This is a genomic window from Nostoc sp. 'Lobaria pulmonaria (5183) cyanobiont', assembly GCF_002949795.1.
Lineage (GTDB): Bacteria > Cyanobacteriota > Cyanobacteriia > Cyanobacteriales > Nostocaceae > Nostoc.
This window is the reverse complement of the sequence record NZ_CP026692.1, coordinates 2,343,506-2,363,172: the sequence shown is the minus strand read 5'-3', so window position 1 is coordinate 2,363,172 and position 19,667 is coordinate 2,343,506. Positions and strand designations below refer to the sequence as shown.

Annotated in this window: 19 protein-coding genes; 11 read left to right on the top strand and 8 right to left on the bottom strand. The window is 41.8% G+C overall.

Features of this window, described 5'->3' with window-relative positions; genetic code table 11:
* Positions 1-76: 76 nt before the first annotated feature.
* From NLP_RS10175 to NLP_RS10160, 4 genes are all read right to left on the bottom strand, one after another.
* The gene (locus NLP_RS10175) at positions 77-1,300 is read right to left on the bottom strand and encodes a M20 family metallopeptidase (RefSeq protein WP_104906306.1); all 1,224 of its coding nucleotides are present in this window, start codon (positions 1,298-1,300) and stop codon (positions 77-79) included.
* 236 nt (positions 1,301-1,536) lie between these two features.
* Positions 1,537-2,283, bottom strand: a complete 747-nt coding sequence (locus NLP_RS10170; protein WP_104906305.1) for a phycoerythrobilin:ferredoxin oxidoreductase — start codon at positions 2,281-2,283, stop codon at positions 1,537-1,539.
* 58 nt (positions 2,284-2,341) lie between these two features.
* Positions 2,342-3,076 carry a 15,16-dihydrobiliverdin:ferredoxin oxidoreductase gene (locus NLP_RS10165; protein ID WP_104906304.1) on the bottom strand — a complete coding sequence of 245 codons (735 nt, stop codon included), beginning with the start codon at positions 3,074-3,076 and terminating at the stop codon, positions 2,342-2,344.
* Between the two features lie 151 nt (positions 3,077-3,227).
* A complete protein-coding gene (locus tag NLP_RS10160) occupies positions 3,228-3,806 on the bottom strand; it encodes a phycobiliprotein lyase (protein ID WP_104906303.1) in 579 nt (192 codons plus the stop codon).
* Positions 3,807-3,921: 115 nt separating this feature from the next.
* Between NLP_RS10160 and NLP_RS10155 the strand changes: the two genes are divergently transcribed.
* Positions 3,922-4,746 (top strand): pentapeptide repeat-containing protein, encoded by an 825-nt coding sequence (locus NLP_RS10155; protein ID WP_104906302.1) that lies wholly within the window; start codon positions 3,922-3,924, stop codon positions 4,744-4,746.
* Positions 4,747-4,884: 138 nt separating this feature from the next.
* Here the strand turns inward: NLP_RS10155 and NLP_RS10150 are convergent, their stop codons facing one another.
* Both NLP_RS10150 and NLP_RS10145 read right to left on the bottom strand, forming a co-directional pair.
* A complete protein-coding gene (locus NLP_RS10150) occupies positions 4,885-5,085 on the bottom strand; it encodes a hypothetical protein (protein ID WP_104909830.1) in 201 nt (66 codons plus the stop codon).
* Positions 5,086-5,395: 310 nt separating this feature from the next.
* Positions 5,396-6,058 carry a HEAT repeat domain-containing protein gene (locus NLP_RS10145; protein WP_104906301.1) on the bottom strand — a complete coding sequence of 221 codons (663 nt, stop codon included), beginning with the start codon at positions 6,056-6,058 and terminating at the stop codon, positions 5,396-5,398.
* A 147-nt stretch (positions 6,059-6,205) separates the two neighbouring features.
* Here NLP_RS10145 and NLP_RS10140 point away from each other — a divergent pair, with 147 nt between their 5' ends.
* The 8 genes from NLP_RS10140 to NLP_RS10105 all read left to right on the top strand — a co-directional run bounded on the left by NLP_RS10140 (position 6,206) and on the right by NLP_RS10105 (position 14,723).
* Positions 6,206-6,787 (top strand): phycobilisome protein, encoded by a 582-nt coding sequence (locus NLP_RS10140; RefSeq protein WP_104906300.1) that lies wholly within the window; start codon positions 6,206-6,208, stop codon positions 6,785-6,787.
* A gap of 701 nt (positions 6,788-7,488) precedes the next feature.
* Complete coding sequence (locus tag NLP_RS10135; protein ID WP_104906299.1) at positions 7,489-8,352, top strand: phycobilisome linker polypeptide; 864 nt, start codon at positions 7,489-7,491, stop codon at positions 8,350-8,352.
* 455 nt (positions 8,353-8,807) lie between these two features.
* Positions 8,808-9,566 (top strand): phycobilisome rod-core linker polypeptide, encoded by a 759-nt coding sequence (locus NLP_RS10130; RefSeq protein ID WP_104906298.1) that lies wholly within the window; start codon positions 8,808-8,810, stop codon positions 9,564-9,566.
* 218 nt (positions 9,567-9,784) lie between these two features.
* Positions 9,785-10,312, top strand: coding sequence for a phycobiliprotein lyase (locus NLP_RS10125; RefSeq protein WP_104906297.1), 528 nt, complete (start codon positions 9,785-9,787; stop codon positions 10,310-10,312).
* Positions 10,313-10,420: 108 nt separating this feature from the next.
* Complete coding sequence (locus NLP_RS10120) at positions 10,421-11,050, top strand: chromophore lyase CpcT/CpeT (protein WP_104906296.1); 630 nt, start codon at positions 10,421-10,423, stop codon at positions 11,048-11,050.
* On the top strand, positions 11,044-11,382 hold the full coding sequence (locus NLP_RS10115) for a CpeR family transcriptional regulator (RefSeq protein WP_104906295.1): 339 nt from the start codon (positions 11,044-11,046) through the stop codon (positions 11,380-11,382). Before NLP_RS10120 ends, NLP_RS10115 begins: the two co-directional genes overlap by 7 nt.
* 346 nt (positions 11,383-11,728) lie before the next feature.
* Positions 11,729-12,736 (top strand): phycobilisome rod-core linker polypeptide, encoded by a 1,008-nt coding sequence (locus NLP_RS10110; RefSeq protein ID WP_104906294.1) that lies wholly within the window; start codon positions 11,729-11,731, stop codon positions 12,734-12,736.
* A gap of 1,072 nt (positions 12,737-13,808) precedes the next feature.
* Positions 13,809-14,723: a M23 family metallopeptidase gene (locus NLP_RS10105; RefSeq protein ID WP_199784795.1), complete on the top strand. Its 915-nt coding sequence runs from the start codon at positions 13,809-13,811 to the stop codon at positions 14,721-14,723.
* A 209-nt stretch (positions 14,724-14,932) separates the two neighbouring features.
* Here NLP_RS10105 and NLP_RS10100 read toward each other — a convergent pair whose 3' ends face one another.
* Positions 14,933-15,787, bottom strand: coding sequence for a cyanophycinase (locus NLP_RS10100; RefSeq protein WP_104906292.1), 855 nt, complete (start codon positions 15,785-15,787; stop codon positions 14,933-14,935).
* Between the two features lie 365 nt (positions 15,788-16,152).
* A complete protein-coding gene (locus NLP_RS10095; RefSeq protein WP_104906291.1) occupies positions 16,153-16,356 on the bottom strand; it encodes a hypothetical protein in 204 nt (67 codons plus the stop codon).
* Positions 16,357-16,685: 329 nt separating this feature from the next.
* Here NLP_RS10095 and NLP_RS10090 point away from each other — a divergent pair, with 329 nt between their 5' ends.
* Both NLP_RS10090 and NLP_RS10085 read left to right on the top strand, forming a co-directional pair.
* The gene (locus tag NLP_RS10090) at positions 16,686-18,596 is read left to right on the top strand and encodes an ATP-binding protein (protein WP_104906290.1); all 1,911 of its coding nucleotides are present in this window, start codon (positions 16,686-16,688) and stop codon (positions 18,594-18,596) included.
* A 196-nt stretch (positions 18,597-18,792) separates the two neighbouring features.
* Positions 18,793-19,383: a thioredoxin family protein gene (locus tag NLP_RS10085; protein WP_104906289.1), complete on the top strand. Its 591-nt coding sequence runs from the start codon at positions 18,793-18,795 to the stop codon at positions 19,381-19,383.
* Positions 19,384-19,667: the final 284 nt, after the last annotated feature.

Here is a 19,667-nt window from a genome sequence, read left to right as displayed (position 1 = left end):
AAGAAGAGGTTTTGAGGTTTTGGGTAGGTTTAAAAACCCTATTAAATCCTGTCGTCGGCAATAATTATCCTATTATTTAAGTTGAAACAAAGTACTTTTCCACGCATCTAACAAATATTTCTACACCCATTGCCAAGGCGGTTTCGTCAAAATCAAACCGGGGATGATGATGGGGATATGCTAAGTCTTTCGCGGGGTTAGCAGAACCTAGAAAGAAATAACAACCAGGAACCTCTTCTAAGAAAAATGACATATCTTCAGCAGCCATAGTTTGGCATTCTGGCACAATCCCCACAGGAGTTTCTACAACTTCTTCTGCTACAGATCGCACTAGTTCTGCTATTTTTATATCATTAATTACTGGGGGATAAAGTGACCAATATTCTAAATCATAATTTGCACCATGACTCTGACAAATTCCAGCAATAATCTGCTCGACACGCTGGTTAAAAAAGCCTTTCAAACTAGGATTAAAATATCTAACAGTAGCACTCATTCTCGCTGTATCAGCAATTACATTACGCTTGGTTCCAGCGTGAAGTTCTCCCACTGTCACTACTGCTGAATCAATGGGATTAACATTCCGAGCGACAATGGTTTGCAAAGCATTGACAATTTGGGCAGCAACAACAACGGAATCAACAGTTTGATGAGGTAGTGCGCCGTGTCCACCTTTGCCCAAAATTGTGCAGTTAAAGCATTCCACAGCTGCCATTAATGCCCCAGCCCGCACACCGACTGTTCCTAAAGGCAAATTATTCCACAAGTGCAAACCAATAATCGCATCAACATCTGGATTTTTCAGAACTCCAGCTTCAATCATCGGCTTTGCGCCTCCTGGTGATTCTTCCGCTGGCTGAAAGATAATTTTCACGATACCGGAAAAGTCTTGACGATGCTGCTGGAGATAATAAGCTGTACCTAAAGCGATCGCTGTATGTCCATCATGCCCACAAGCGTGCATCACTCCATCATGCTGCGATTTGTACGGCACTTCGTTGAGTTCTTGGATTGGCAAAGCATCCATATCCGCGCGAATCGCTAAAACTTGGGGAGTGGTGAGTTTGTCGCCTTTGATGGTGGCAACAATGCCAGTGTGGGCAATGCCAGTTTCATGCTCAATTCCCCATTCTTGCAGCTTTTGTGATACAAACTCAGCAGTCAGTTTTTCTTGAAAACCCAACTCTGGTTGTTGATGCAATCGCCGCCGCCACTCTACTAACTGCGGTTGCAATGAGCGGATCGAAAGTCGAATGCGAGATAGATCAACAGAAGAGGGATTGGGAAAGGTGGAAACCATTATGAAGACAAACTAGTTTAAGTACAGTTAATACCAATTTGAAAAAAGAATGCAACACATATATAGATAAGACCTCTTCCCAACCTTTTCCAAGGCATCGGAAAAGGTGCGCGTCAGCGTATCATATCGCAAACATTTTTTGAATTGGTATAACTTAGATTCTTTTCCTAGTTTAACGTGACTTGAATAAGTCTTCAGTAACGAGATACTCAGCACTGAGTGCGGTCAAAGAGCCTCTAGTTAATAGCTGTTAATTTTCTCTCTAGGTCAAATAAAAATCCGTGGATATACTCCTCAGTCCATTCTGCACCATAGAAGCGTTTAAACATCCCTCGCGCTGGGTCTTTTTCAGCCCGATATCGCAGGTATCGCAGTTGGGCTTGCTCAATGGCTACTAAACTTTGGGAATCTGTTACAGCTTCTGCTTGCTCCACGAAATCTAAATAAGCTTTCAAATAGTCTTTGAAAGCGGCAAACACCTGAGTTTCTACGACAGCTGTTTCTTGGGGACGAGTCCACAGAAAAGCGGGAGAGAAAAAAGGCTGTGCTTCTTCGGGAAAATCTCCTCCCCAAGACAGATGTTGTTGGTGGGCGTGGAAAATCGGCAGAATTGGTTCAGTATATTTTGCCTGATATGCTAGATCGTCCCGAAATAGGGGCTGCATATCCAAAGCAATTAGATGTCCTCCTGGCAATGTCACCAAATCTGCCCCAAAAAAGGGTAAATCGTAGTTGAGGCGCGGAAAAATCACAAAATTCAGCACTTGCAGCGAATTACCACCCTGTACGTGAGCTGCCCGAATTTGCCGCAATTTTGCAGTTTGAAAGGCATAACTGGTGGTGACAACTTCTTCCTGATTCTTTCCCTTGCCCACAACAGCACTCTTGGACTCAAACCCAGTGGGGATAGGATAGGACTGTAAATCTAAGCGCGATCGCATATAAGCGATCGCATAATCGAGAAATGGCTGATAGAGTGTCACGTCGCTTTGCTCCAAATTCAAAATTCACGCATTCAAAATTAATAATCCCCAATGATAGTTATCTTTTACTGCCACTGACTGCTAGGGGAACAGCATCTTCAAATAAGAACTCATGGAGAAAGCGCTCTGCCCATTCATGACCAAAGTAACTGCTAAACAAACCAGATGCTGGGTCGCGGTCTGCACTATATTGGTCATAGTCTTTTTGGACTTTGACAATCCGCTGGATATCTTCAGGGTCTTGGAGCGGTTTGGCATCTGCTAACATTTGCCAATACAAGTTTAAATAATCCTGAAAAGCTTCAAATACTCGTGTTGCCACTGTTTGGGGATCTGTTTTGGCAAACAATAGGTATTTAGAAAAATACTGGTTGGCATCGTAAAACTTCATTTCTAAGTTTTGTGCCAAATCCGGGTATTTATCATGAAGAGATTTCAGCGGAACTATATATTTTTTTTGATAATCTTCATCCTGAAATAAAGGTTGAAAGTCAAGCACAATCAGGTTTTTGACTTTACCAAAGGATAAAAAATCAATCCCTAACAAAGGTAAATCATAGTGATGACTGGGATAAATCACGCTGTTAAAAATTTGAGCGCTTTCCCCAGCATCAATGTAGGTATAGCGAATTTTCCGCAACTCTTGACATTGGTGACACCAACTGCGAATAGTTGCTGGGTTTCTGCCGCGATCGCTAATTTTGAATTCCAAACCAGGGGGAATGACCCTACTTTGTAAATCAAACCGCTGAAATAGCTCTTTTTCTAAAAATTCCAGGAAAGGCTTATACATAGAGCATGATTTATTAACCCTTGCATGAAAATAAGTGATGGCAATCATGCACGTCTCATTTATGAGAAACAAAGCAACATTCCTTAATGGGGATTGGGGAAAACTCTTCTCCCCTGCTCCTCTGCTCCCTTACTCCTCTGCTTCTTCCCCACTAACGCCTAGCATGATTGCGACCGATCATTTGCTCCAAGACTTCTTGAGAAACACAGCGACGCTCGGAACAATAAGTCATTAAGTTGATTCCGTTCATCATTCGTACTGTACTGACTCTGACACGAAAATCATCCGTAACAAACCAACAACGTTCCTGACCTTGATTATTATCATAGTCAGTATCAATCGTCAGCACTCCATCATCGGCAAAGTGATATCGGCTCACAACCGGAATGCTCTCAACATAGCCTTGGTTGCGAATCAGTTTTCCAGAACGCCTCGTTTCGTCGGGAACATCAACCAAAATCGCCGCATTATCGGTATTCGGTAGCCTGGTATCTAGGTTAGCCTGCCATGCAAAGCTAGCACCGCTTGTTGCTTTACTAGGATCTATGCCTTGGGCTTTACAAACTTCTTGGACTTTCGGATCGTCCTTTTCCATAACTTTTATAATCAAATTCGACTCCCCCGACTCATCCGCCGCCGAGTCAAAATGATGAACGGCGCGTTCCGTAAACCATGTACCTTCACTTTTACGGAAGAAGTCGATCATTGTCAAAGGCGGTATTATATGCATCTGTTTTGAAACCTCGTTTGATCAAATTTTGGCTTTATTAATACTGAGTAATGAGATGAAGTCCCGATTTAGCTAAAGTGTAGAATAACTCCAAAAGTGATATTTTAATCAGCTGATGACAAATAGTGAAATTCAACTTATTACAAGCGTTCGCCCCAGTCCAACTCCAGAAATCTTAACAGCCCTCAAAGCCGGAACCCCTGTGGATTCGATAGATTTGTACCAATTCAATCTCAGGGAAGTCGATTTACAACAAGCTAACTTGAGTAAAGCCAAGCTATTAGGAGCCGACCTCAGTGAGGTGGTATTAAGTAATGTCGATTTGAGTGGGGCTGATTTACGAGGCGCTAATCTGCGAGGAGCCGATTTGAGTGGGGCTAATTTACAGGGAGCCTATTTAAACCGTGCTGATCTCCAACAAGCAAATCTCAGTGGTGCAAATTTGGAGGCAGCCAAACTCCAAGTAGCGCGTTATGATTCACAAACGAGATGGCCCGAAAAATATAACTACAAAGCTTCTGGAGCGGTAGGGCCGGGTGCTAATCTCAATGGTGCTTTTCTCAATACAGCTTCTTTACGAGATGCAGATTTACAAGGTGCTAATCTGCGTGGAGCTTACCTAAGTGGTGCTGACTTGACAGGAGCCAATTTGCAAGGTGCTTATTTGAGCGGCGCTGATTTGACAAAAGCTTATTTGACAGGGGCTTGCTTGCGAAATGCTCGATTGACAGGAGCCGATTTACGGGATACAGACCTGCGAGCAACCGATCTCAGTGATGCAGAGATGGAGAATCTTCTAAGTATCGCTGGGGCAGATTTTACTCTTGCTCAAGGACTCACAGAAGCAACTAAAGCCATGCTTTCCAGCCGTCCATATTCAGAACTAGACGCTTGGAACGCCTATACCCGCACAACAACTCGTGAAAGTTTGAGTGCTTGACCGTACCGATTTTAGATTTTAGATGCAAGCCGCACTCCTTGTGAGCGAAATAAATCCAAAATTTGATGTTGCGCTGACAGCGTAGTAAAGGTGCGACCCAAAATCGAAAATTGTTTGATTAGTTGTTCTGTAGTGAGTTTACAACGGCTGCCAGTTCTTTTTTAGGAGCGCTAAAAATGTCGTGTATCCTTCGGAAAAACCGGGCGGATCGGGCAGGACATATTGTGCAAATTCTTTATACGATCGCCAAGGTTCCGAAGCATTATGCCGCAAATGCAAGGCACATTCTGAGGAACCTGGTAGTCGCCAAGTCATTTGACCAGTTTGGATATCAGTCACAAATGCCTCCTCATCTAGAAAAAGTTGATCTTTTATTCCAGATTTTGGCAAATTAACCGGATAATTTGGTCAAATTTAAGGTAAAGCCAAATATTTACTCTTTCTCTGATAAGTTTTATCAAAAAGAATTCAGAACTCAGAAGTCAGAATTCAGCATAAATTCTGTGCGACTATATTTAGATGAACATTGATTTCAAACCTAGCTCCTCATGGGGAAACAAAGTTTAAAATTTCTTTCTTATTAAAACTTTATCCATTTATGGGTAGACTATTCTGACTCCTTTTTATTATTTTGAACAAACCTACGCCGCTATTGTGGCAACAGGTCTTCTAAAGCAGCTCCGACAACTCGGTGATCCTGATCCTGTCTGAGTTGGTTCAGGGCTGCTTTGGCTTCTGGTTCGTCAAATCGTTTGAGAGCATAGCTAACTCGCACGCGCATCCGCCAAGATTGATCATTCACCAACATTAGTATTTGGGATAATGCCGCAGTATGTTGGCTAGAGTTAGCTAGTAAGCCAAGTGCATCAACAGAAGATTCCCGAACTGTGAAATCCTCATCTTTTAAACCCTGAACGCATATATCAAATAGTTCTTCAGGGCAATCCATTTCAGCGATCGCAGCTAAAATGCTCCGCCTAACTAGCCAGTGGTCATCCTGATAATATGCCAAAACTAGATGAGAAACTGCGACTCTGCCAAATAGCGATAAAGAATTTGCCGCCTCAGCCCGCACATTGGGAGTATCATCAAATTTCATAATTTGCATCAAAGCCGCAAAAGATTCCGCCGATTGTTGATTACCCAAACCCCTAGCCACAAAAGAACGCACCAAAAATTCTGAGTCATGAAGTTTACTGGTAAGCAGAGGAACTGCAACTTCTGATTCATAATCTTTGAGGGCAGCGATCGCCTTCAAACGATAGTGAAAATCTGGGTTCTTCAGTTCAGTTTGGATTTTATGGATTTCCATAAGTGCATTTGGTACAACTATTCTTTACTTTATTTTACAGATGTCACCAAATGGCGATCGCATTCTAAGAAGATTGAATCTAAGGGGATTGGGCATTAGTTATCCTCCTTGTCCCCTGCTCCCCCCCATGCCCTATCCCCTAAATCAATGACTCAATTAAGCGAAACCGTTAAAGAATTAATCGCCAAAGCTAGAATTGTCAGCTTTGCTGAGTGGGAACAGTCCCATCCAAAAGCAGCGATCGCTATATTTCAAGCTGCGGATGATGCTTTTCGGTATCTGAGCGACGAAGATTTATTGCAGATTATAAGCTTGTCACCGGATAATTCAGCCTTGATTCCTGTTGCTGTGTTATTACGCGATCGCGCAGCCGAAATTGTTGATGAAGCTAGGGAACAGGTTTTGGCGACTTATCCTGAAATTATCCAGCCTGGAGGCGGTCTTTATCCACCTGAACGCGCCCAAGCTTGCTGGCGAGATTTCTGGCATTTTCTCCGCTGTATTACCTATGGCATAGCAGGTGGCCACACTGAATATACAAATCCCACAGGATTGCACTATATGAATTTGCTCTATCAGGAATTACAAGTTCCATTGGATGCAATGGTTTTAGGGTTAAAAAGCATCAAGGCTGCTAGTTTGAAACGCTCTCAAGCCGATCAGCAGCAAATTCTTGCTCCCTATTTTGACCATTTAATCAGCCAATTGGCTACTTTCCAAATTCAGTAGTCCTAAGTAAAAAGTTCTGAATCTAAGTGTCTAGTTTAGCTGAGGACTTGGTTGAGCGAATGGTGCTATGGGCAAAAAGGTGGCTAGACTATAGCGCATCTCGTTTAGATGCAATATACGACGAGACACGGTAGGGGCACAGATGTATTTGACGCAAGAAAGCTTAAGTAAGTGACAATGCATTGGCATTGCAGGTCGATACAATCGCATTGTAAGCCGATGCAATGGCATTGTAAGACGACGCAATCGTATTGTAAGGCGATGCATTGGCATTGCAAGCTAGATTGGCAAAGAGAGGTTAACAGCGTCCTTATATCAAGCCCATCAATAAATTGATGGGCTTATTCTGCAACCTTTTTTTGACAGCTATTATCACTCCTTGACTCAACACGATTAATACTCTTGCTCAAGCGAATATCCCCTTACCATCGCTTGTACCCCAATCACCAATCAGATACTAAAAAAAAGCTGAAATTTCTCTAAAGTATTATTTCAGTTAACAAATTTTAATAAATATGGCTTCGGCATCGTATCAGAATGTATACCAGAATGTATAAGGGTATAAAAATGCAAAAACTTAAATCGACTAATAAGGATTTAAAGTCTCTATGGTTTTTCCTTTTTCAAATGATGTAAAGTTTTTTAACATTTGCGGAATATCTTTCTCATAAAATTTAGTTGTTAAGTGGGAGATAGTTTGAATGGCTTTTGGACCAGCATCACGATTAGGGGTCGCTCTGTTTGAAGACACCGATCCCATTGATCTGTGGCCAAATCGCTCTAATGAAGATGTTGAAACCGTAATTAGAACTGTCTACAAGCAAGTTCTAGGCAATGCTTATGTAATGGAGAGTGAGCGGCTTTCTGTTGCGGAATCCCAACTAAAACGGGGTGAAATTAGCGTTCGCGGGTTTGTGCGTCAAGTCGGGAAGTCGGAACTTTACCGTTCGCGGTTTTTTGATAGCACGCCTCGCTATCGGGCGATTGAATTAAATTTTAGACATTTCCTTGGTCGTGCACCATTGGATTTAGAAGAAACGCGTACACACAGCACTATTCTGGATACGAAGGGCTTTGAGGGTGAGATTGATTCTTATCTAGACAGCGACGAATACCAAGAAACTTTTGGGGAAAACATTGTGCCTTATATTCGAGGCTACAAAACCGAAGCTATCGAGAGTTTGGTTCAGTTTACCCACTTATTCCAACTGGTACGTGGTTCCTCTAGCAGCAGCCTCAAAGGTGACTTAGCTGGCAAACAACCAAAATTAAACAGTTTGCTAATTCAAAGCACGCCTACTCCTGTGGTTTCACCAGCCAGCAAGGGCGCTACATTCCGCAACCCAACATCTACTCCTCGCACTCGTCAGGGTGTGGGATCTGGTGATGATGGTAAGGTCTACCGGATTGAAGTCACTGGCTACAAGGCAAATGTGGTAAATAACATTTCCAAATATCGCCGCAGTAACCAAGTCTTTTTCGTGCCTTACAATAAGCTTTCACAAGAGTATCAGCGAATTAACCAACAGGGCGGTACGATCGCTAGTATTACCCCCGTCAACTAAAGAATAGAAATTGGGTATTAGAGATTAAGGATTGAAAAATAATTTCCCCTGTACTCAGTCTCTAGTCTTTAATCCCAGTGTCGCTCGTTCTGGGATTTACGCAAAAAACTACACCCACTCAAAGGCAATACCTTGCGGTAAGCCGCTTTGCGTAACTTGCCTCGATCTAGGAGTATGCGCTTAGATCAACTGCCCTTAGCTGAAAATCATTCTTTTCGGCTATTGTTTCCGTAAATCCCGATCGATCAAAAGTTAGCCAAAGCGATGGCTAATCTAGGGTTTGACCAATTCCGCCGTCAGTTGTGATATCCGAAGACATTTAACACACTTTTACAAACTAAAGTTTTACAAAAGCTAGTCAGTAGCAAAAATAACTGACAACTGATAGGAAATTCTACCTCTACAAGGGGTAGGATGCTCGGAAATTTAATTAGCGTTTTTTAGGAGATACTTAAATGTCACTTTGGGCTATTGATTCACCGACTATTGAGCTGCGTCCGAACACCAGCGAAAGTGAATTACAAACACTGATTCAGGCCGTTTACAAACAGGTTTTGGGTAATGCTCACTTGTTAGAAAGTGAGCGACTAGCCACTGCTGAATCGCAATTGCGCGATCGCAAAATCAGCGTCCGCGAATTCGTCAACGCCGTTGCCAAATCAGAACTCTATCAATCCCTGTTTTTCAACTCTTCTTCTCAGTATCGGTTCATTGAACTGAACTTCAAACATCTACTAGGGCGTCCTCCTGCCGATCAAGCAGAAATTGCCGAACACGTCCGCATCTACAACGAACAGGGCTATGATGGTGAGATCGAATCCTATATCGATAGCAACGAATATCAGCAGAATTTTGGGGAGAATATTGTTCCCTATGTTCGCAGCACAAGTTCCCAAATAGGAATTAAGAATGTTACCTTTAACCGCACCTTTAGCTTAGTGAGAGGATTCGCTAGCAGTGATACTGATCGCAAAGCCAAACTGATCGGTGATATCGGTTCCAATTTCCCCACATCCATCAAGGCTCCCGCCGCTGGTTCTAGTGTCAGCAGCACCGACAAACGCTTTTTGATTAAGGTTGTCAAAGGTGCAGGTAATCTCCGTACTCGTCTGGGCAACATGGAATATGTAGTTAACTACAACCAACTGTCTGGACAAGTGCAAAACATTCATCGGACAGGCGGCAAAATTATCAGTATCACTGAAGTTGCTTAGGTTTGTCTAAGTAGGAGGCTGAGGACTGGGGACTGGGGACAAAAGAAAACTCCTAACTTCTAACTCTTAACTCCAAACTACTAACTCAGCACTAAGCACTCAGCACTCCTAAATGCGGTTGTGGTCAAGGAGGCTAGCTAGCATATAGACTGGGAGAATAACTTTTTAGCCAAGATATCTCTTGGATTTTAAGCTACTTTTTTAAAATCATTTTTCTAATGGAAATTACTGAATTTTTTGAACTTTCTATTGGACGATGGCGATCGCAGCGTAGCGCTCATCATTTAGCATTCGCCCATTTTGAAGAAGTATTGTCTAACATTGACATTGAGTCTTTATCCACCAACGATCCAGCAGTGGTAGCAATCTGTCAATTGTATAACACTGAACCCGCCAGTATTACTCACCCCTTTCGGATGACTTGGGAAGGTGAGTCAGACTGGGACGATAAAGCAATCTCTGGCAGTACTGTGCTAGTACCAATTCCCGATGTCGAAAATCCTTCTAGAGGAAAACTCCTGCGGGACAAAGGGTACGCTGAAACAATTCCAGCAGTGGCTAAATATCATCTGAGTGACGATGGTATTTTTACCCTGCTAACAGAGTATGAACTCGCTGCTGCTGAGGAGCGAATTTGGTTTGCTAATCCAAATCTCAGATTTCGGGTAGCGATGATTAAAACCAGTGATGGTAAAGGTGTGACAACCGCTTCCTTTTCTTCAGAGATTCGCTCTTTGTCAAATTAAACCAGTTAGCAAATATCAGGTTAAAACAGAAAAGGATACAAGCTCCTAAATTTATTTATGGGGATTGTAATGTCTGAATTTTGAATTTTGAATTTGGAGCGAAGCGACGTGACGATAGCGCCCAGCGAATCTAGCACCAACGCTAGCGATTTGCTCACCTTAGCCTGTTGGATGGCAGGAGATTTTAGCAACTACAAGCAATCTTTTGCAAATCCGCAACTTTACGCCCACATTCACATTTTTTTCCGTCCTTTACCGATTGAATTTTTTTCTGGCATCGGTTTCTATTCTGAACAAGCTTATGACCACGATTTATGGACACCCTATCGTCAGGGAGTACATAGACTAGTCGATTGGGGCGATCGCATTTATATCGAAAATTACAGCTTGAAAGACCAGATGCTTTATGCCGGTGCAGCTCGTGAATTAGATATCCTCAAAACCATCACCCCAGAAAGCATCGAACGGCGTTATCACTGTTCAATGGTTTTCCAACGAGAAGGTGAAATGTTTCGAGGCAGTGTGGAACCGGGCAATCAATGTCTGATTAAACGCAATGGATGCCAGACATATCTTGTCAGCGAAGTAGAAATAACCGAGCGTACTTGGATAAGTCTAGATAAAGGTATGGATATTGAAACCCACAAGCAAATATGGGGATCTACTGCTGGTCCATTACAATTTGAAAAACGGGAAAGTTTTGCTGATGAATTACGTGCGGTGAGCGCATTATGTTGATTCAGTTTGAATCTGTTAAAACCAAAATGTTGCCTCCACTGGCTGAAAAAAAGATGCGCTGCTGGATTCGCAGCCGCCATTTGATTTGTTCGGGTAACTTTTTTATATTCGAGACATTAGAATATACAACGATTGAGAGATTTTCTGAATGCGTTACTTCTTTAGGAGGGACAGTAATATCCGTTGACCCGGTTAATAAAATTTGGATGGGCGATCATCGCCAAGTTATTTTATATCAGGCAAAAGCTAGTTTACATACACCTCATCATACTTTGAAACAATACTGGATAAAATACGGTGGTTTCTACACTAGATTTGATGAGCGTGCTTGAGAGTTACTATCCTGTAGAAATTTTTCTGACAGGCGTCTACACTGCAATTCAAAATTAAGTTTTGAATTTTAAATACTCCCCAAGGGGGTTGGCGGCTAATTGTTAATGTCTAATTGCTAATTTTTTATCATGATTAGCTGTTATTTATTAACAGTTAGCCGTCTAAGTTTGTTAGAAAATGTAACTAAAAAACTCCCCAAAAGTTGATAAGTTAATATCAGTAATCAGTAATTAGTAAATCTTAAGTAGGGCCCGTTATGGCTTTGCGATTTAGTATTGCCACCCTATTACAGAAATTTTATTTTTACTTGATAAATTAGTTACTCTTACCCACAATAACCCAACTATGCAGATTTTCCTAGACGACGAAACCAGACGACGCCAATATCAAGCATTTCCCCAAACAGAACCCATCGAACTGTGGACTACTGCTTCAGTTGATGACATTGAAATTGTAATTCGGGCAGTTTATCGGCAAGTGTTGGGTAATGCCTACATCATGGAAAGTGAGCGGCTCATAGTTCCAGAATCCCAACTCAAGCAAGGCATAATCGATGTCCGTGAGTTTGTGCGTCAAGTTGCCAAATCAGAGTTATATCGCTCCAGATTTTTTGATAACGTTTATCGCTACCGGGCAATTGAACTGAACTTTAAGCACCTGCTGGGTCGCGCTCCCGATGATTACTCCGAGACTAAACATCACAGCAACATTCTCGATGAGAAGGGTTTTGAGGCGGATATTGATTCTTATCTTGATAGTGACGAGTATCTAGATGCCTTTGGCGAGAACATAGTGCCATATTACCGGGGTTATAAAACTCAAAACGGCAAAAAGATATTGGAATTTACCAATATGTTGCAACTGGCGCGGAGCAACTCTAGCAGTGATAAAAACTTAGCAACGAATAATGAACCTCAACTGGTGCGATCGCTAATTACCAACGCTCCTTACGGTAGACAGAAACTCACGGATATTAGTGCATTGCTGGCTGAAATATTCAAGCCGAAGCCAGAAACTGCTGCTCCAGTTAATCCATTTATTGCAGCTTCCACAGCAGCCGAGGAAAGCTTACGGCAAAAGATTCAAGAGCAAGAAAGCCAGATTACAACTTTGCAACAACAATTAGCAGACTTACGACCATTTGCCAATATTGGGACAACAAAATTTAGTAGTAGTTGGCAGTCTTCTAGTTTGCCGACTAGCACAGGTGAATATACATCTTTGCAACAGCAAGCTGACGCCCAAGAAAAACAAATTGCAGCTTTGCAAGAGCAAATTGCTGATGCTCGACGGTCTGCAACAATTGGGGAAGCCCGGTTGAATAAGTGGCGCAGTCGCGTTTTTAATGGCTAATTTCTCTACTGTTTAATTTTATCGGGTGGGTTAGGCAAAGTTTAACTCACCCAGCCCTTTCAATGCGAACAAATTAACTACTTTAGTAAAATTTGAAACTCTTTCCCTGTGTTAAATATACGGAAAATTATTTTTAAAATCCTTGACTTGACCTTAGACCTATATTAATAAGCTGACACTGTTGATCCTAAGCCTGCTCAATGCTCAACTCAAAATCTTTATCTACTAGTTGTTCGAGACTTTGCCGAGGCTCAACATTGGACAGCACTAGCGTATGCTAAACCTGGCAAGGCAGTCGAGCAAATTGCACGGGCATTTAGTCAACTCCAAGCAACAGCCTCAGAATTCAATTCTACAGACAAGACAGAAATTCTTCGCCTCGCTTCTTTGGTGGAAACCTTTGCTGAACCTTTAGCTGAGGCGCAATTGGAACCATTATTAGTTTACACCCGTGCAATGGCAAGCTTTTCTCGTGGCGATCGCAGCATAAACTAGAAACACTTCAGGCAGAATGCGATCTATACCATCAAAAATTATCTAAGCTGCGTCACGCTTTAGTAGCTGAAACTGATGCAGCTAAAAAGTTTCAATTAGAACAGCAAATTTTTGATGAAAAGGCGAAACTGGCATATCTAGATAATGAAATGAAAAAAATTGAATCTGCATTGCAACCATAGGATTTATTAAAACTTCATTCAAGTATAGCAACGGACAGGAAGCTTAGGACATCAATAAAATCATAAAGTACGCTGTTGAAGACGCGTTTCCCGCAAACTGTCCTAACGGCTTTGGCGACTGCTATATGAGGGAAAACTAATATCGTGTCCGGCGAAAGACTTATCATTTAGACCGCAGTTCTTGCTGAGAGCAAAGAGGCTTTTAGGATTTTTGCACAGATGCGGTAATCTAAGTGATTGACCGAGCCTGATATAAGACCTCGTTGGTGAATTCAAAATCTAAAAAGCTAGAAAGCTACAAACTCACTAAAGATTTCCTGATATTTTCCGAGTAAGCTTGAAACAACAAATAATCAGAAAGTCTCTGAATTATTGTTCTAATAGACTTGCAACTTATGAAAAAAGCTACTGCTTATCGATACCGTACTTATGGACTAGTTGGGTTAATATCCTTAACCGCTGTATTAAGTACAGCTACATCTGCCTTAACACAATTGGCAGGCGATTCCCCAATTGGGCAAACTCCTATCCTTACTTCTAACTTAATCTGGCCAACTAAAGGGTTTATTTCTCAAGGCTTCCGCAAATATCAACATGAAGGAATTGATATTGCAGGGGCGTCTGGAACTCCTGTTGTTGCTGCGGCATCCGGTACAGTTGTTAAAGTAGGTTGGGATAATTGGGGATTAGGAAATGCCATAACTATTAAACATCTCGACGGCAGCACTACTGTCTATGGCCACAATCGCCGTTTGTTGGTGAGCAAGGGTCAACAGGTCATTCAAGGTCAAATTATTGCTGAGATGGGATCTACAGGCAATAGTACAGCACCTCATCTGCACTTTGAAGTTCATCCAAATGGTCGAGTAGCAGTTGACCCCCTTCGTTTGTTGACATCTGTAACTGCAAGTGTTGGCTCCGGTTCTAAAGTTCAGCAAGTGGATAACCCGAACCGCCCAGTCTCGCCACCCCCAGTAGCAAATCAAGTTTCACCTTCACAGCCAATTCCAATAGGTTTTGCACCTGTAAGCGCTGATACTAAATGCAATGGAGTTACCATAATTGAAGGTGAGACAGCAAGCATTCATGTAAAAGTCTGTGAAGAAAATGGTCAATTATTTTATATTGGGCAATTGAAGCAAGCCCCAAACAAGCCTATAAAGATAGTAGCTTTGAATATTGGTAAAGACAGATATCGAGCAGATAATGGAAGTTTTTATTATTTAGTCACTCCACAAAGAGTTGAAGTTTGGCGAAATGGCAGTCAGATTCGTTCTGACAGTTTTTATAGTTTAACAAAATCGCCTTGATATTCTTTCTACCTTACTTTGGTGAAGATGGTTATTTTAAATATCACTCTTTCCTATACCAGATTGTTAAAAACTTAGCTACTACGCAGACTTGATTTCGCTTACACTCAAGTTTTGAACCGCTTGATATCCCCTGCCTACCAAAGGTTGAGGCAGGGGGTATTACAGCGATTAGATAAAACTTTCAGTTTAAATACACTTGCTAAAAGTTAAGTGTTAACTGAAGCAAGTGGTTGAGAGCCATTTGGCACAGAGCCATTATTTAGGATAGGCTGGCGACTTTTCAGGTCAAATTTGAAGCCATGTGGCAAAATATGAAGCTTTGCTCCACAAATAGCCAAAGACTCATCCTTCAAAATTTCGCCCATATTGTTGTATGTAGCTTCTGATTCATCAACAATCGTAACCGCACCCTCACCAATTATTTCAATTTGATTATCAGTCACTACCATAGCGGTATTTTCGTCAATCCCAAATCCCAAGACAGCAGGTTCTAGTATTAAAGCTGAAATTAAGCGTCCCAAGCGTCCACGCTGAGAAAAATGCTGGTCAATTACTACGCCTGGTAAAAATCCCAGACCTGGGCCCATTTCGACAGTTTCAATTCGAGGATGTGTTTGCGAATCACCTTCGACAATCATTTTATCTGGCATCACAGCAGCTCCGGCACTTGTACCTGCGATAACTACGCCTTCAGAATAGCGCTGATGAATCGTTGCATCGATTTCAGTGTCCTTGAGGATGCTGGTAATACGAGCTTGATCTCCCCCTGTAAAAAATATCCCAGTTGATTTCTTAATAGCTTCCAATGCGGTAGATGAAGATGCATCTTCACGGGTTTCTGTATCAATAATGCGAACATTTTCGGCTCCCAGGCGCTCAAACACTCTGATGTAATTTTCTCCCACTTCTCTTGGTAGTTCTGTGGCTGCTGTCAAAATTACAATATATGCCTTTGTACCCCCAGCGCGTCGTACAAAGTCCCGCAAAATTACGGAATCTCCTTCTTTATCTTCGGCTCCCCCAATAATTACTAACTGCCTTTTGATATTACTTTCCACCATGATGCCCCCCTGGATTTGAGTTAATAAATATCACTAAAACATGACAATTCAATGTATCAAATCATCCCTTTGATAGATTACTTGATAAAATTAGGGTTAACATTTGCGTAGACGCATTCGCGGAGCCTCTCGTAGAGAAGCGGCTTGTCGTTAGACATCGCGATTAGACCAAAATACTTTTATGAAAAATTATTTAATTTTTCAGTTAATAAATAAAATTCACAACGTCAACTGCCTCTAGAAGTATTTTCTAGAGGCATTGTTAGCTATATTGCTAATTGTCGATTAGAGATTTATCGGGCGATGTGAGTAATTGGTATTGACCCTAGCTAGATGCAAATAGATAAGATATCTGATGGCAAGTCCTAATCAACCCGACTTTTGTTAAGCAAGTTAGTTAAGAAAAAACGTGCTTGTTCTAGTGGGAGATGCCTGGGTTTGCCTTGGTAGACAATTTGATACTCATTCATGTCCGCCCCATCTCCATGTCCAGAGATCAGCTTTTGGTGAAAAGCTTCATCAGCAAGTTCTCGAATTTCATCTCTTAGAGCAGCTTGTGTGCTATTCATAACTTTGCTGTTTTTTTATGCTGTCTTTTTAATGCCTCATATCTATTTATACAATTATTGGATGAGTGTTGCACCTTTCAAAGGTTATATCTTTGATTATTCATGAGGATGAATTGACTGTTATTGATTGCTGGCAGAAGAATGGGGATTAAATTATGCCTTAAGATAGTTAAAAATGCTTAGTAATAGAGTTAGCGTGGGTTCTGATTAGCTCAGTGGCAAAGCCATCACTCTCCAAAATTAACGTGAGTCAATCTACAATCAGTAAGTCTGAGTAACTACAACTCAGCATTAAAATCTCAGGGTGTTTAGCCGAAGGTTTGTAATCAATGGTTCTACAAAAAAGCAGTGAATTAGTCCGCATTAATGCTAGAAGGACGGATGTATTCGATATTTTCAACTTCAAGCATTACCTTGGGCCCAACCCTTATTTAGATGTAGGGGCACTAGTATTTGATTTTGCTCTAATTGACTCTAGAGAGCCTTTGCCCATTGAAGATTATATTGCCAGCATTGGCGATCGCTATCCAAATCTTCGCGATCAAACCTACGAATCTTATGCTCATCTATTTGCCCAAGTTGTGTCCGAAGCCGGAAAATTGGACATGGATTTACACCTTAACCGCTGGAGTGTTAAGCCATATCCAAATCTTACGCGGATTAGCGTCCAATCACTACATGAACGTACAACTAGAGAGGTAATTTACTTTGTTTGGGATTGGTTTGAAGCCATTACCCAAGACGAAGACTTTGCCTTTGATGAGCAACTGGTGAGGTTACAAGATAGATTTCGCGCATCTGTCTATGGTGGGCCCACAGTTTACGCCCTATTGCGAACAGCCTATCAGAAAGGTATTCCTGCCTTTTATTTGTGGGAAGAAGGATTAATGCAATACGGCTTGGGAAAAAAACACGTCCGGGGGATAGCAACAACATTTAACTGTGATAGCCATCTAGATTCGGAATTCACGACCCGTAAAGATGACTGTAAAGCATTTTTAAAAACCTTGGGTTTCCCAGTACCTGAAGGTAGTATTGTCTTTTCCGAGAAAGAAGCCTTGGCAGCAGCAAGAGAAATTGGCTACCCAGTGGCAGTTAAGCCAGTGATAGGTCACAAAGGAATTGGCGTCACGGCTGATGTGCAAGACTCAAAAGAACTGATATCTGCTTATAACCGTTCACTGGCAGCGATTCCCGAAAATCAGCAAACCCGAATAATTGTTGAGAAAAGCATCACAGGATCGGATTTTCGTTTGTTGTGTGTCAATGGTCGATTTGTCGCCGCCACAGAACGCCGTCCAGCCTCAGTTGTTGGTGATGGGCACTTAACGCTTGCAGAGTTAATTCGCCAAGAGAACCGCAAACCTGCACGTTTAGACACGCCAACTTCGCCGATGAGTAAAATTCAGATCGATGAAGCGATGGAACTCTACCTAGACGAACAGCGCTTATCATTAGACAGCGTAATTGAGAAAGGACGCACTGTTTACCTGCGTAAAGTCGCCAATCTTTCAGCCGGAGGTATGAGCATCGATGCAACCTCGACAGTTCATGATGACAATATTATCTTGGCGCAAGATATTGCCCAACATTTTCAGCTAACTTGCCTGGGAATTGATGTTATCACCAAAAGTCTTGCAGAATCTTGGAAGTCCAGTAACTTTGCCATCCTGGAAATCAATGCTGCACCAGGCGTTTTAATGCATCTTAAACCTTCTGTTGGTGAAAGTGTTGATGTGCCTTCTCATATTTTAGAAACCTTTTTTGAGTTGGGTACAGATGCCAGGATACCAATTATTACCTTTAACAAAATCTCTGTTGAAGAACTACAAGCAACGATTGACCATATCCTTTTGCAAAATCCCAACTTGACAATAGGTGCTGTTTGTCGTGATGCCGTTTTTGTGAATCGCTCGAAAAAAGTATTAAGCAAAGATTACAACAGTAATGTCCAAACTTTGCTGCGTCATCCCAAAGTTGATTTGCTAATTGCCGAGTACCCTGAAGAAATCCTCGAAGAACAGGGCGTATTTTACCAGAATAGTAATATCGTAGTTTTGGATAATCCCACCGAAACGGAGATGATTTTGGTGCGGGATGTTTTCGATGGTTCGACTGTGATAATTAGAAAAGGCAACGATATTTCTATTCGTCGCAAAGGGTTGATTGAAGATTATACTTTGGGTGAAGATGAACCATTTACGCGGGTTTATTTGAAGGAAACTGGAGCAATTTTGTAAGTGAAGTAAATAGGCGCTTTGGGATTGGTGAGCAGGGTAGCAGAGGAGAAGTAGCAGTAAGTCTTTCTTTCCCCTCTGCCTCTTGTGCCCCATGCCCAATTCCTAGTTCAAGCTTCCAAAGCTAGAGAAATGATAGAGTGCCTGGAGTCAGCTAAACTAAAGAAGAAATTGCCTAATAAGTTTTAATAATGCTGTTATGAGTACTGATTCACCTATTAATTCTCCCGAAAAACTTGAATCCACATTTGGGAAGCGTCTGAGAAATTTCTTAATTGTAATGGTAGCGATCGCTCTTACTGTTTCCCTCGTCTTAGGATTGCGAACTGAAACAACCTCGGCAACTCTAGCCAAGTTAAGCGAGACTTCCACACCATTAGAAGTAGCCGTCAGCAACGGCAAACCATCTTTAGTAGAGTTTTATGCTGATTGGTGTACTGTCTGCCAAAAAATGGCACCAGATATCACTCAGTTAGAAACAGAGTATGCTGACAAGATGAATTTTGTCATGCTGAATGTGGATAACACAAAGTGGCTGCCGGAAATGCTGAGATATCGGGTAGATGGGATTCCCCATTTTGTATTTTTGAGTCAGCAAGGGGAAACCATAGCTGAAGCGATCGGCGATCAACCCCGGACGATTATGGCTAGTAACTTAGAAGCTTTGGTTACTGGTTCCTCTCTCCCTTACGCTCAAGCTAGCGGCAAAGTTTCCAAATTTTCAGCCCCAGTCGCACCAACGGCGAATCAAGATGATCCCCGCAGTCATGGCAGCCAGGTGGTAAATTAAAATAATTCGTAATTCGTAATTCGTAATTCGTAATTAAAGACTGTTATTTAATGGGATTTAGACCCAGACTAAAACTTTCGACATTATACACGTTGGCGTTACCTTCTCTCAAGGAGAAAAGGAGAATTAAACCCAATACGCTTGGGTTAGGAAGAATAGTAGTAGCACGACACGCTTAAAATGTTGGGTTTCAAAAACTTACGAAAACCAAAATTCAATAATTAACAAAATTACTCAACCCAACCTACGCCTACTAGCTGTTTAATAGATTAATATCTGATGTT

Bases quoted from the DNA above. Each gene is read 5' to 3' on its own strand.
- NLP_RS10165 (WP_104906304.1), bottom strand. From the start codon at position 3,076: ATGTATAAGCCTTTCCTGGAATTTTTAGAAAAAGAGCTATTTCAGCGG.
- NLP_RS10145 (WP_104906301.1), bottom strand. From the start codon at position 6,058: ATGGAAATCCATAAAATCCAAACTGAACTGAAGAACCCAGATTTTCAC.
- NLP_RS10115 (WP_104906295.1), top strand. From the start codon at position 11,044: ATGTTGATTCAGTTTGAATCTGTTAAAACCAAAATGTTGCCTCCACTG.
- NLP_RS10135 (WP_104906299.1), top strand. From the start codon at position 7,489: ATGGCTTTTGGACCAGCATCACGATTAGGGGTCGCTCTGTTTGAAGAC.
- NLP_RS10095 (WP_104906291.1), bottom strand. From the start codon at position 16,356: ATGAATAGCACACAAGCTGCTCTAAGAGATGAAATTCGAGAACTTGCT.
- NLP_RS10155 (WP_104906302.1), top strand. From the start codon at position 3,922: ATGACAAATAGTGAAATTCAACTTATTACAAGCGTTCGCCCCAGTCCA.
- NLP_RS10160 (WP_104906303.1), bottom strand. From the start codon at position 3,806: ATGCATATAATACCGCCTTTGACAATGATCGACTTCTTCCGTAAAAGT.
- NLP_RS10175 (WP_104906306.1), bottom strand. From the start codon at position 1,300: ATGGTTTCCACCTTTCCCAATCCCTCTTCTGTTGATCTATCTCGCATT.
- NLP_RS10100 (WP_104906292.1), bottom strand. From the start codon at position 15,787: ATGGTGGAAAGTAATATCAAAAGGCAGTTAGTAATTATTGGGGGAGCC.
- NLP_RS10110 (WP_104906294.1), top strand. From the start codon at position 11,729: ATGCAGATTTTCCTAGACGACGAAACCAGACGACGCCAATATCAAGCA.
- NLP_RS10105 (WP_199784795.1), top strand. From the start codon at position 13,809: ATGAAAAAAGCTACTGCTTATCGATACCGTACTTATGGACTAGTTGGG.
- NLP_RS10125 (WP_104906297.1), top strand. From the start codon at position 9,785: ATGGAAATTACTGAATTTTTTGAACTTTCTATTGGACGATGGCGATCG.
- NLP_RS10085 (WP_104906289.1), top strand. From the start codon at position 18,793: ATGAGTACTGATTCACCTATTAATTCTCCCGAAAAACTTGAATCCACA.
- NLP_RS10140 (WP_104906300.1), top strand. From the start codon at position 6,206: ATGACTCAATTAAGCGAAACCGTTAAAGAATTAATCGCCAAAGCTAGA.
- NLP_RS10130 (WP_104906298.1), top strand. From the start codon at position 8,808: ATGTCACTTTGGGCTATTGATTCACCGACTATTGAGCTGCGTCCGAAC.
- NLP_RS10090 (WP_104906290.1), top strand. From the start codon at position 16,686: ATGGTTCTACAAAAAAGCAGTGAATTAGTCCGCATTAATGCTAGAAGG.